Origin of the sequence: Actinokineospora sp. HUAS TT18, from assembly GCF_051364635.1 — a bacterium.
Taxonomy (GTDB): Bacteria; Actinomycetota; Actinomycetes; order Mycobacteriales; family Pseudonocardiaceae; genus Actinokineospora.
The window spans coordinates 4,344,941-4,356,970 of record NZ_CP195645.1 but is presented as its reverse complement, the minus strand read 5'-3'; the positions used below and the strand labels follow the sequence as shown (position 1 = coordinate 4,356,970).

At 71.1% G+C, this 12,030-nt stretch carries 10 protein-coding genes; 6 read left to right on the top strand and 4 right to left on the bottom strand.

The genetic code is table 11. The features are described from left to right. Positions 1-17 precede the first annotated feature (17 nt). From ACSHT8_RS19590 to ACSHT8_RS19580, 3 genes are all read left to right on the top strand, one after another. Complete coding sequence (locus ACSHT8_RS19590) at positions 18-986, top strand: MBL fold metallo-hydrolase (protein ID WP_436492321.1); 969 nt, start codon at positions 18-20, stop codon at positions 984-986. Further along, positions 983-2,512 carry an FAD-dependent monooxygenase gene (locus tag ACSHT8_RS19585; RefSeq protein ID WP_436492320.1) on the top strand — a complete coding sequence of 510 codons (1,530 nt, stop codon included), beginning with the start codon at positions 983-985 and terminating at the stop codon, positions 2,510-2,512. The genes ACSHT8_RS19590 and ACSHT8_RS19585 overlap by 4 nt, the downstream gene beginning before the upstream one ends. Before the next feature lie 177 nt (positions 2,513-2,689). After that, entirely contained in the window at positions 2,690-4,183 is a 1,494-nt protein-coding gene (locus ACSHT8_RS19580; RefSeq protein WP_436492319.1) for an FAD-binding oxidoreductase, read from the top strand. Positions 4,184-4,192: 9 nt separating this feature from the next. Here ACSHT8_RS19580 and ACSHT8_RS19575 read toward each other — a convergent pair whose 3' ends face one another. Next, on the bottom strand, positions 4,193-5,653 hold the full coding sequence (locus tag ACSHT8_RS19575) for an aldehyde dehydrogenase family protein (protein WP_436492318.1): 1,461 nt from the start codon (positions 5,651-5,653) through the stop codon (positions 4,193-4,195). Between the two features lie 265 nt (positions 5,654-5,918). Here ACSHT8_RS19575 and guaA point away from each other — a divergent pair, with 265 nt between their 5' ends. Next, a complete protein-coding gene (gene guaA / locus ACSHT8_RS19570) occupies positions 5,919-7,475 on the top strand; it encodes a glutamine-hydrolyzing GMP synthase (protein WP_436492317.1) in 1,557 nt (518 codons plus the stop codon). Between the two features lie 55 nt (positions 7,476-7,530). Here guaA and ACSHT8_RS19565 read toward each other — a convergent pair whose 3' ends face one another. Both ACSHT8_RS19565 and ACSHT8_RS19560 read right to left on the bottom strand, forming a co-directional pair. Then, a complete protein-coding gene (locus tag ACSHT8_RS19565; protein ID WP_436492316.1) occupies positions 7,531-7,734 on the bottom strand; it encodes a hypothetical protein in 204 nt (67 codons plus the stop codon). Continuing rightward, positions 7,727-8,977: a PspC domain-containing protein gene (locus ACSHT8_RS19560; protein ID WP_436492315.1), complete on the bottom strand. Its 1,251-nt coding sequence runs from the start codon at positions 8,975-8,977 to the stop codon at positions 7,727-7,729. The genes ACSHT8_RS19565 and ACSHT8_RS19560 overlap by 8 nt, the downstream gene beginning before the upstream one ends. Positions 8,978-9,116: 139 nt before the next feature. Between ACSHT8_RS19560 and ACSHT8_RS19555 the strand changes: the two genes are divergently transcribed. Further along, entirely contained in the window at positions 9,117-10,370 is a 1,254-nt protein-coding gene (locus ACSHT8_RS19555) for an ATP-binding protein (protein WP_436502106.1), read from the top strand. Next, positions 10,367-11,026 carry a response regulator gene (locus ACSHT8_RS19550; RefSeq protein ID WP_436492314.1) on the top strand — a complete coding sequence of 220 codons (660 nt, stop codon included), beginning with the start codon at positions 10,367-10,369 and terminating at the stop codon, positions 11,024-11,026. The genes ACSHT8_RS19555 and ACSHT8_RS19550 overlap by 4 nt, the downstream gene beginning before the upstream one ends. Here the strand turns inward: ACSHT8_RS19550 and ACSHT8_RS19545 are convergent, their stop codons facing one another. Next, the gene (locus ACSHT8_RS19545) at positions 11,027-11,953 is read right to left on the bottom strand and encodes a DMT family transporter (protein WP_436492313.1); all 927 of its coding nucleotides are present in this window, start codon (positions 11,951-11,953) and stop codon (positions 11,027-11,029) included. Between the last annotated feature and the right edge of the window lie 77 nt (positions 11,954-12,030).

Below are 12,030 nucleotides of genomic sequence, written 5' to 3'. Positions count from 1 at the left end.
GTGGCAGGGTTGATCCTGTGACTGGTTCAACTTTCGCCTCCAGCGCGGACCTGACGCGCAAGATCGAGACGTTCACCGTCCTGGCCGACGGCGTGTACGCGCTGACGGCCGAGGGCGATCCGAACGTGTGCGCCGTGGAGGGCGAGGACTTCCTCGTGTGCTTCGAGGCGAGAGCCACGCCGGTCGCGGCCCGGCGCTGGCTCGACCAACTCCGCCAGCACACCGACAAGCCGGTGCGCTACCTCGTGCTGAGCCACTACCACGCGGTCCGGGTGCTGGGGGCGAGCGCGTTCGACGCGCAGGAGATCGTCACGCACGCGGAGACGCGGCGGCTGATCGCCGAGCGTGGGGAAGCGGACTGGGCCAGCGAGTTCGGCCGGATGCCGCGGCTGTTCGAGGAGCCCGACAGCATCCCGGGCCTGACGTGGCCGACGCTCACGTTCACCGACCGCCTGACCATCCCGCTGGGCGGCGACCGGGGCGACCTGGTGCTGGCGTACTGCGGGCGCGGGCACACGGCGGGCGACATCGTGGCGTGGCTGCCCAAGCACAAGATCCTGTTCGCGGGCGACCTGGTCGAGGCCCAGGCGGCTTTGTATACCGGCGACGCCTTCCACGACGACTGGGCTTCGTCCACGTTGGACAACGTGGCCGCGTTCGGCGCGGAGGTCCTGGTGGGCGGCCGGGGCGCGGTGGCCCAGGGCGCGGACGCGGTGACGGCCGCCATCGCGCAGAGCAGGCACTTTCTCGACGAGCTGCGTCGGATCGTCGCCGAGGTGCACGGCCGGGGAGGCGCGGTCGGCGAGGCGTTCGCGGCGGTGCATTCGGCGCTGGAGCCGCGATATGGGCGGTGGCCGATCTTCGAGCACTGCCTGCCGTTCGATGTCCAGCGGTACTGGGACGAGCTCGACGGCGTCGACTGGCCGGTCATCTGGACGGCCGAGCGCGACCGCGAGGTGTGGGCGACCCTGCGCGGTGAGCGGTGACGGTCCTGATCGTCGGCGCGGGGCCGGTCGGCCTGACCGGGGCGCTCCTGTTGGCCCGCCACGGCGTCCCGTCGGTCGTGCTGGAGTCCCGGCCGAGCCGCGCGGTGATGGGCAGCCGCGCGATCTGCGTGCAGAAGGACATTCTCGACATCCTCGAACGCGCGGGCGTCGGTCGGCAGGTGGTCGAGGCCGGCGTCACCTGGTACTCGGGACGGATGTTCTATCGCGAGCACGAGGTCGTCGCGATGTCGTTCCCGGAGCCCGCGCCGGGGGAGTTCCCGCCGTTCGTGAACACCCCGCAGAACGTCATCGAGCAGCTGTTGGAGGCGCGGGTCGCGGCCGAGCCGCTGATCGACCTCCGCTACGACCACTCGGTGGTCGATCTCCGCCAGGACTCCGACGTCACGGTATCGGTCGACACCCCGGCCGGTCGCGTCTCGTTCACCGGCAGCCACTGCATCGCCGCGGACGGCTCCCGCTCGACGGTCCGCGGCCTGCTGGGCCTGCCGTTCGACGGCCAGTCGTTCGACGACAAGTTCCTGATCACCGACATCCGCGCCAAACTCGACTATCCGGTGCCGGAGCGGCGGTTCTACTTCGATCCCGACTGGAACCCCGGGCGGCAGGTGCTGCTGCACCCGCAGCCGGACTCGGTGTGGCGGATCGACTGGCAGGTGCCGGAGGACTACGACCTCGACACCGACCAGGCGGGCGGCGGCCTGCACACCCGCATCCAGCAGGTCATCGGCGAAGTCGACTACGAGTTGATCTGGGCCTCGGTCTACCGCTTCCACCAGCGCCGCGTGCCCCGGATGCGGGTGGGGCGGGTGTTCATGGCGGGCGACGCGGCCCATGTCATGAGTCCCTTCGGCGCTCGCGGCATGAACTCCGGTCTGGCCGACGTCGAGAACGCCGCGTGGAAGATCGCCGCCGTCCGCGCGGGTTGGGCGGACGACGCGCTGCTGTCCACCTACGACCCGGAACGCGGCGCCGCCGCCGACGAGAACCTCGCCGTCACGGCCACCACGATGCGGTTCCTCGTGCCCGCCGACGAATCCGAGCGCGCGCACCGGCGCGACATCCTCGAACGCAGCGTCCACGATCCGTCGGTGCGGCCGTTGATCAACTCGGGCAAGCTCTCGGAACCGTTCTGGTACCTGGATTCGCCACTCACCACTCCCGACACGCCGGTCGACTTCCCCACGGAGCCGGGCGTTCCGCGCCCACCGGTCCCCGGCGTCCTGTGCCCCGACGCGCCGCTGCCCGACGGCACGCGGCTGCGCGACAAGTTCGGTCCCTGGTTCACCGTGCTGGCCGCGCCCGGCGCCCAGCTGCCCGAGTTGGCCGACGTCGTGGCGGTTGTCCGCATCCCGCCCGAGGTCGCCGCGCTGCTGTCGGTGGGCGAATCGGGGGCCGCCCTGGTCCGGCCCGACGGGTATCTGGCGTCCGTCCACGCCGGATCGACCGAGGGGCTGGCCGCGGCCGTGACTCGCGCGATGGGAGGTGATGTCGCTACCGGCCGGTAAGAGGAGGTCACGGTCCGTCCCGGATCGTCTGTCGCCACATCGTTACCCTGACCTGCGTGGATGCGCTCTAGTCTTTGCGCGTCATCGGTTGGAAGTCCGAGGACTTTCGGGGGGAGCCGAGCGCGCCGATCGAGCGGGTGTGCCTCCCGGGTGGTGTGATCGGGGTGGAGGTGCGCGGTGGGAATCAGTAGGCGGAAGTTCCTCTGGGCCGCGGGTGTGGGCGCGACGGCCGCCGCCTGTTCGCGCACCGTGCCCGGAGACAACCCCTCCGCCACCGCCCCCGCGTCGACAACGTCCGCCCCCACGAGCAGGCCCGCCCCGGTGCCTCCGGACTGGGCATCGCTGCGGGCGCGCCTGGGTGCGGGACTCAGTCAGCCGGGCTCGGCGGACTTCGACACCCTCCGCCGGTCCTACAACACCCTTTTCGACCAGCGCAAACCCATGGCGGTCGCGGTCGTGCGCACGCCGGAGGACGTTCAGGCGTGTGTCGAGGTGGCGCGGGCGTCGTACCTGCCGATCGCGGCGCGCAGCGGTGGGCACAGCTACGCCGGGTACTCCGCGCCGGACGATGGGCTGATCGTCGACCTGAAGGCGATGTCTTCAGTGGAGCTCAAAGGCGACGCGGTGGTCATCGGGGCCGGGGCGCGGCTCATCGACGTCTACACCGCGCTCGCCAAGGCGGGGCGCTGCCTGCCAGGCGGCTCCTGCCCGACCGTCGGCATCGGCGGCCTCACGCTGGGCGGCGGGATCGGGGTCCTCTCCCGCAAATACGGCCTGACCTGCGACAAGCTGCGCTCCGCCCAGGTGGTCACCGCCGACGGGCTGCTGCGCACCGCCTCGGTCTACTCCGACGACGACCTGTTCTGGGGCCTGCGCGGCGGCGGTGGCGGCAACTTCGGGATCGTCACGTCCTTCACCTTCGTCACCGAACCCGCGCCCGACCTGGTCGTCTTCTCCCTCACCTTCCCTGCGGGCTCGGTCGCCGACGTGGTCGACGCGTGGCAGAAGTGGATCGAGGACGCGCCGAACGACCTCTGGTCGAACTGCGTCGTCTCGGCGGGGTCGCCGCCGAAGGCGCGGGTCGGCGGATCGTTCGTCGGCAGCCAGGCCACCCTCAACCAGCTGCTCGACGACCTGGTCAAGACCGTCAAGCCGACCACCCGCAACGTCAGCCAGCGCGGCTACCTGGACGCGATGAAGTACTTCGGCGGCTGTTCGACCAAGTCCTGCACCCCGAACCCGCCCGCCCGCGAGGGGTTCGTCGCCTCGTCGCGGATCATCGGGCAGCCGTTGGAGGACCCGGACGCGCTGAACCAGCTCCTCGTGGGCCGCACCGGCATGGACATCCTGCTCGACTCCCTCGGTGGCGCGGTCAGCAAGCCGAAGCCCGCCGACACCGCCTTCCCGCACCGCACCGCGCTGGCCAGCGCGCAGATCTACCGCTCGGCCACCCCCGAGTCGGAGGCCGAGGCGGCGCAGAGCGTCGCGGAGGTGCGCGACGGGCTGGCCCGCATCGGCGCGGGCAGCGGCTACGTCAACTACATCGAAGCCGCCATGCCCGACTGGGGCGTCACCTACTACGGCGCCAACCTCGGCCGCCTCCGCGACGTCGCACGCAAGTACGACCCGGACAAGGTCTTCAACTTCACCCAGTCCGTCCACCGCGCCTAGGTGCTGCGCCTAGAGATCAAGCCCGGACAGCACCATGATCTGGTCCTCGGTGTAGTCGTTCATCGCCGACAGCACGCCTTCGCGGCCCGTACCCGAGCCCTTGACCCCGCCGTACGGCATCTGGTCGGCCCGGTATGACGGCACGTCGCCGATCACGACGCCGCCCACCTCCAGCTCCGCCGCCGCCCGGAACGCGACCCGCACGTCGCTGGTGAACACCCCGGCCTGCAACCCGTACTCGGTCGAGTTGGCCAGCGTGAACGCCGCGTCCACCGAGTCCACGACCGAGACCACCAGCACCGGCCCGAACACCTCTTCGCAGCTCACCTTGGCCGTGGCGGGCGCGTCGATCAGCACCGTCGGCTCGACCGACGTGCCCTTGCGCCCGCCGCCGGTCAGCACGCGGGCGCCGCCGTTGGCCGCCTCGTTGATCCAGTCGGTGATCCGGGCGGCGTTGTCCTCGTCGATCACCGGGCCGACCTCGACCTCGGGATCGAACGGATCGCCCGTGCGCAGCGCCGCGACCGCGTCGACCAGCTTGGGCACGAACTCGTCGGCCACCGCGCTGTGCACGATCACCCGCTGCACCGCGATGCACGACTGTCCGCCCTGGTAGTTGCCGAACGTCGCGATCCGCTGCGCCGCCCGGTCCAGGTCCGTCCAATCAGGACAGACAATGGCCGCGCTGTTGCTGCCCAGTTCCATCACCACGTGCTTGCGCGGCGCGGACTCCATGATCCCCCAGCCGACCTTGGTCGACCCGGTGAACGAGATCACCGGCAGCCGCGGGTCGCCGACCAGCGACGACATCGCCGAGCCGCGCACGGGCAGCACCGAGAACGCGCCCTCGGGCAGATCGGTCTCGGCCAGGATCTCGCCGAGCAGCAGCGCCGACAGCGGTGTCGCCGAGGCGGGCTTGATGATCACGGGCGCGCCCACCGCGATCGCGGGCGCGACCTTGTGCGCCACCAGGTTCAGCGGGAAGTTGAACGGCGCCACCGCCAGCACCGGCCCACGCGGACGCCGCCGGATCAGTCCGATCCGGCCTTCACCGTTCGGGTCGGTGTCGAGCCGCTGCAGGTCGCCGACGAACCGCCGGGCCTCCTCGGCGGCGAAGCGGAACGTCGACACCGCGCGGGCGACCTCGATCTCGGCCCACTTCAGCGGCTTGCCGTTCTCGGCGGTGATCGTCTCCGCGATCTCCTCGGCCCGATCGGCGAGCGTCCGCGACACGTGGTCGAGTGCTGCCGCGCGCAGGTGCGCGGGGGAGGACCGGAACTCCTTGGCGACCGACGCCGCCGCGGCCACGGCCTGTTCGACCTGGTCAGGCGTCGGCACGCACACCGTGGCGAAGTCGGTCCCGTCGTACGGGTGGTGCACGTCGAGGGTCTCGTCGCTGGTCTCCGGGCGGCCCGCCACCCAGAACGGTCGCGGCTTGGCGACCACCGCGTCCTCATCGTCTTCGGTCATGGGTCAACCGTAGGCCCGGGACCGGTCGGAAGCTCGCCAAGATAAGATGGCGGCGGCTGACCGAAGATGGTGGCTAGGGTTCCGCCGTCCTGACCAGGGACGGGTCTGGTTCGAGCGCCACGGAAAACCCGCGCGGCACGGTGCGCGGGCAGGCACCTCTGGGAGAGAAACCCAGGGAGGGACCGGTCGGCGCACAGTGCTGCCTGCTGTGTGCCGAGAAGGTCCCAGCCCTTCCCGGCTTCCGGCAACTGACGGAAGGTAAGCCATGACTGATGCCCGTCCGGTCCTCGTAGTGGACTTCGGGGCGCAGTACGCCCAACTCATCGCCCGCCGCGTGCGCGAGGCGCAGGTCTACTCCGAGGTCGTCCCGCACACCGCGACCGTCGCGGAAATGCTCGCCAAGGACCCGGCCGCGATCGTGCTGTCCGGCGGCCCGTCGAGCGTCTACGCCGACGGCGCCCCCGCGATCGACCCCGCCCTGTTCGACGCCGGTGTCCCCGTTTTCGGGATCTGCTATGGCTTCCAGGCCATGGCGCAGGCGCTCGGCGGCACCGTCGAGCACACCGGCACCCGTGAGTTCGGCCGCACCGACCTCGCCGTCGACGGCGGCGAACTGCACGACGAGCTGCCCGCGCGCCACCCCGTGTGGATGAGCCACGGCGACTGCGTCACCAAGGCCCCCGAGGGCTTCACCGTCACCGCGTCGTCCGAGGGCGCGCCCGTGGCCGCCTTCGAGAACGTGGACCGCAAGTTCGCGGGCGTCCAGTACCACCCCGAGGTCGCGCACTCCCCGCACGGCCAGGAGGTGCTGCGCCGCTTCCTGCACGAGGTCGCCGGTGTCCGTCCACAGTGGACGACGTCATCGATCGTCGACGAGCAGGTCGCCCGGATCAAGGCCCAGGTCGGCGACGGCAAGGCCATCTGCGGGCTGTCCGGCGGCGTCGACTCCGCCGTGGCCGCCGCGTTGGTCCACCGCGCCATCGGCGACCGGCTGACCTGCGTGTTCGTCGACCACGGCCTGCTGCGCGCCGGCGAGCGGACCCAGGTCGAGCGCGACTACGTCTCGGCCACCGGCGTCCGCCTGATCACCGTCGACGCCCGCGACCGGTTCCTCGACGCGCTGGCCGGGGTCACCGACCCCGAGGAGAAGCGCAAGATCATCGGTCGGGAGTTCATCCGCGTCTTCGAGCAGGCCGAGCTGGACCTGCAGGCCGAGGCGGGCGGCGACAAGTTCCGCTTCCTCGTCCAGGGCACCCTCTACCCTGACGTCGTCGAGTCCGGCGGCGGCGCGGGCGCGGCCAACATCAAGAGCCACCACAACGTCGGCGGCCTGCCGGAGGACCTGGAGTTCGAGCTGGTCGAGCCGCTGCGCGCGCTGTTCAAGGACGAGGTGCGCCGCGTCGGCCTGGAGCTTGGCCTGCCCGAGACGATCGTGCACCGCCAGCCCTTCCCCGGCCCCGGCCTGGGCATCCGCATCATCGGCGAGGTCACCGGGCACAACCTGGAGATCCTGCGCGCCGCCGACGCGATCGCCCGCGAGGAGCTGACCGCGGCCGGGCTCGACCGCGACATCTGGCAGTGCCCGGTCGTGCTGCTGGCCGACGTCCGCAGCGTCGGCGTGCAGGGCGACGGCCGCACCTACGGCCACCCGGTTGTGCTGCGCCCGGTGTCCAGTGAGGACGCCATGACCGCCGACTGGACCCGCCTGCCCTACGACGTGCTGGAGCGGATCTCGACGCGGATCACCAACGAGGTGTCCGAGGTCAACCGGGTCGTGCTGGACGTGACGAGCAAGCCGCCGGGCACCATCGAGTGGGAGTAGAACGCGGAACGGCCCGGCCATGTGGCCGGGCCGTTCTTGTGTGAGTGGCTGTCCGCTACTTCCGTTTGCCTACCGTCGATCCGAGAAGAAGCAGCAGCCCGATCAGCACGGCACCACCCGCGATGAGCCAGCGGAAGTCCGGGATCGGCAGCCAGGCTTGGCCGTCGGTCAGCACGTAGGCCGAGGCGAACAGCGCCAGCAGGCCCATGACCAGCGACACCGGGTCGAACCGCCGCACCTGGTTCTCGTGATCAGCCACGTCGCACCACCACTCCACCAGGGCCGGAGACCTCAGCCTCGAGCTCGATCTTCAAGCCGCCCTCGCCGTCGGGGCCGTAGTTGTCCTCGATCTTGACGTCGTCGAAACCATCTCGGACGTCGCCCAGGCAGTCCAGGTCGCCGACGCCGACCGAGCACTTCACAGTGACGTCGGCGTTCTCCGGCACGATCACCGTCACGTCGCCCGCGTCCACCTTCGCCTTGGTCGAGATCTCGCCCGACTCAGGCAGCTTGGTCAGATCCAGGGTCACCGAGCCGATGTCCCGTTCGTAGCTGTCCTGCACCTCGGTGATCGACGTCGGCGTCTCGGTGAGATCCCCCATGCGGTTGTGGTCGAAGCCGTCCGGCCACATCGTGGTCATCGCGACGCCGACCAGCGCCAGCGGCACGACGAACCCGAACAGCCCCCGGGCACCGCCGGCGAACGCGGCGGCGACCAGGCCCATCCCCAGGATGCCCAGCACCACCCCGATCACGTGCGGCACGGTCAGCCAGCCCGCGTACGGCTGGAACACCACGGCCGCGCCGACCGCGAGGAACGCGAAGGCCGTCGTGACCAGCCCGATCTTGGACTTGTGCCGCCGCGGCGCCGGTGGCAGCGGCTCCGGCTCCGGGCTGCTCGGCTCGGGCAGGTCCCACGCGAAGGGCGCCGCGCCGAGCGGGTCCCACGCGGGCGGCTGCTGCGGGTCGACCACGTGGGCGGCCGGGTTGATCGGGTCCCACACGACGGTTGGCTGGGCAGGCTGCTCGGCGGTATAGGTCGGGTACGCGACAGGCGCGGCAGTCGGCGTGTGACCCGGAGTGCCCAGATGGGCACGGTTCTTGTGCAGCAGGAAGATCAACCCGAGCACGATGGCCACGCTCAGCGCACCGGAGATGTCGCTGTCGAAGAACCACCAGAACGCCGGGATCAGCGCCGCGCCGAGCAGGATGGTGAACGGCCCGGAGCTGGAGCTGCGGCCGCGGCCGTGCAGCGCCTCGATCGGCGAGACCTCGTCGTCCTCCTCGGCCAGCAGCAGCCAGCCGAGCAGGTAGAACAGGATGCCCGCGCCGCCGTAGAAGGTGGCCACCACGAACGCCACCCGGACGATGACCGGATCGATGCCGTATCGGTCCCCGAGGGCCGCGGCGACGCCCGCGATCTTGCGGCCGCGTCGCGGCCGCCGAGGGCGGGTCGCCCAGAAGTCCTTGAGCGTGTCCTCCACGCCAGTTGTCCCACTCACGATGACGAGCATGGCCGTTTCGCCTGCCCGCCACATCGGGGACCGACCCTGACTTCGGCTTCAGGGTCCAGCCCCGATGTGACACGGCCTTGCGCGTGTGAGCATTCTTGGTGTGGAAGCAACGCTGGAAGAGAGGCCGGTGGTCGACGCGGAGCAGCGGCCAGGCACGACCGAGGTGGCGGTACCGGAGCAGATCCGGCTGTACCGCCGCCGGAACGGCCGTGCCGTCGCGGGTGTCGCTGGCGGCCTCGCCGACCATCTCGGGGTCGACGTCCTCTGGGTGCGCATCGCGTTCTCCCTGCTCGCCGCGCTCGGCGGGGCCGGGGTCGTGGCCTACGGCCTGCTGTGGATCTTCGCGCCGCAGCACCCGGCCGACGAGAAGCCGAAGTCGATGTCGACCAGGGAACGCCAGCAGGCGTTCGGTCTGATCGCGCTCGGCGCGGGCCTCACGATCGGCGCGGGCACGGTCTCCGGCGCGCTGAACGGCTGGGTCGCGGGCGGGGTCGGGGTGGCCCTGGTCGGTGCCGCCGTGGTGTGGCGCGAGGCCGACCAGACCCAGCGACGCAAGGTCAAGGGTGCCCTGCTCGGCGGCGACGGCGGCCGCGCGGCGATGCTGCGCGTGCTCACCGGCGCCGCGCTCGTCGTCACCGGCATCGTGGTGTTCCTGCTGCGCAGCATCGGGCTCGACCAGGTCCAGTTCGCGCTGCTCGCCGTGGTCGCCACCCTCGTCGGCGTCGCGGTGCTCACCGTCCCGTGGTGGCTGCGGCTGGTCCGCGACCTCGGCGAGGAGCGCCGCGCGCGCATCCGCACCGAGGAGCGCGCCGAGATCGCCGCCCACCTGCACGACTCCGTGCTCCAGACCCTCGCGCTGATCCAGAAGCAGGCCGAGGCCCCGCGCGAGGTGCTGCGCCTGGCCCGCGGCCAGGAACGGCAGCTGCGCAGCTGGCTCTACGGCCCCTCCGGCTACGGCCGCCCGCAACCGGACGGCATGACCCGCGGCACGCTGTCCGACGCGGTCGCGCGGGCCGCGGGCGAGGTCGAGGACACCTTCGCGATCAAGGTCCAGCACGTCGTCGTCGGCGACTGCGAGATCGACGAACGCCTGGTCGCGTCCGTCATGGCGGCCCGTGAGGCGATGGTCAACGCGGCCAAGCACGCCGGGGTCGCCGAGGTGTCGGTGTACGCCGAGGTCGAGTCGGACACGGTCACGATCTTCGTGCGCGACCGCGGCAAGGGCTTCGACCCCGACGCCGTCCCGGACGACCGGCATGGCCTGGCCGACTCGATTAGGGGGAGGATGGAGCGCAACGGTGGCGAGATCCGCCTGCGCACCGCGCCGGGGGAGGGCACCGAGGTCCAGCTCCACATGCCGCGTGCGAAGGTGACCACATGACCAAGAGCCCCGTCCGGGTGTTCCTCGTAGACGACCACAGCATGTTCCGCGCGGGCGTCCGGGCCGAACTGGACACGATCACCGACGACATCGAGGTGGTCGGCGAGGCAGGCACGGTCGGCGAGGCGGTCGCCGGCATCGGCCACCTCAACCCCGACGTCGTCCTGCTCGACGTGCACATGCCCGACGGCGGCGGCGCCGAGGTGCTGCGCCAGGCCCGCAAATCCCACCCCGAGGTGGTGTTCCTCGCGCTGTCGGTGTCCGACGCGGCCGAGGACGTCATCGCGGTGATCCGGGCGGGCGCGCGCGGGTATGTCACCAAGACGATCTCCAGCCAGGAACTGGCCACCGCGGTCGTGCGGGTGTCCGAGGGTGACGCGGTGTTCTCCCCGCGCCTGGCGGGCTTCGTGCTCGACGCCTTCGCCGACCGGCCGGGCGCCGCGCCGATCAGCGACCCCGAGCTCGACCTGCTGACGCCGCGCGAGCGGGACGTGCTGCGCCTGCTGGCCCGCGGCTACGCCTACAAGGAGATCGCGTCGGAGCTGTTCATCTCGGTGAAGACGGTGGAGACCCACGTGTCCAGCGTCCTGCGCAAGACCCAGCTGTCGAACCGCTACGAGCTCTCCCGCTGGGCCTCCGATCGCCGCTTGGTTTGATCAGACCTTCGCCGGCAGCGCGACCTCGGCCTCGACCGGCACGGCCGCGGGCTTGCGCTGCCAGCGGGTCATCCCGACGCCGATCAGCACCACGACCATCCCGGCGATGATCCGGAACGTCAGGTCCTCGCCCAGTGCGACCGCGCCCAGCAGCACCGAGACGACCGGGAGCAGGTAGCCGACAGTCGTGGCCTGCGTCGCGCCCTCGTCGGCGATCAGGCGGTAGTTCAGCGCGAAGGCGAACCCGGTGCCGAACACGCCGAGGATGGTCACCGCGATGATCGCGGTCAGGTTCAGGTGGACGGGCTGCAGGCCGCCGACCGGGACCGCGATGGCCGTCAGGCCGGTGGCGGTCAGCAGCTGCGCGGCGGACAGGGCGATCGGGGCGGTGCCGCGGCCGGAGAGCTTGCGGCCGATGTAGGCGTAGCTCACCGCGTAGCTGATCGCCGCTGCCAGGATCGCCAGGGCGTCCCAGCCGGCCACGCCCGCCTTCTCCCACGGCGCGAAGATCAGCAGCGTGCCACCGAAGCCGAGCAGCAGGCCGAGGACCCGGATCAGCCGCAGGTCGCGGTCGGTGCCGATGATGATGCCCAGCAGCAGCGCCCACAGCGGGGTCGTGGCGTTCAGCACGCCCGCGACGCCCGTGTCGACGGTCTTCTCACCCACCGCGAACAGCACGAACGGCAGCGCGTTGCCGAAGAACGCCGCGAACACCAAGTGGCCCCACACGGCCTTGTCGCGCGGCAGCCTGTTGCGGGAGGTGTAGCAGAGGACGACGACCACGGCCGCGCCGAGCGCGCACCGCGTCACCGCGATCTGCAGGGGCGAGAGGCCGGTGAGCGCGAGCTTGATCCACAGGAAGCTCGACCCCCACAACACGGCCAACAGGCCCATCCGCACCAAGGTGGCCCGTCCGCCGGTGATCACAGGGTTCCTCCCAGAACTCGTCCCATGTGTACGGTGCCCGAGTGGACTTGGCAGGACAAGTGAAATGTCGTACATGA

Excerpts from the sequence above, each read along its gene's own strand:
- ACSHT8_RS19550 (WP_436492314.1), top strand. The coding sequence starts at position 10,367 with ATGACCAAGAGCCCCGTCCGGGTGTTCCTCGTAGACGACCACAGCATG.
- ACSHT8_RS19575 (WP_436492318.1), bottom strand. The coding sequence starts at position 5,653 with ATGACCGAAGACGATGAGGACGCGGTGGTCGCCAAGCCGCGACCGTTC.
- guaA (WP_436492317.1), top strand. The coding sequence starts at position 5,919 with ATGACTGATGCCCGTCCGGTCCTCGTAGTGGACTTCGGGGCGCAGTAC.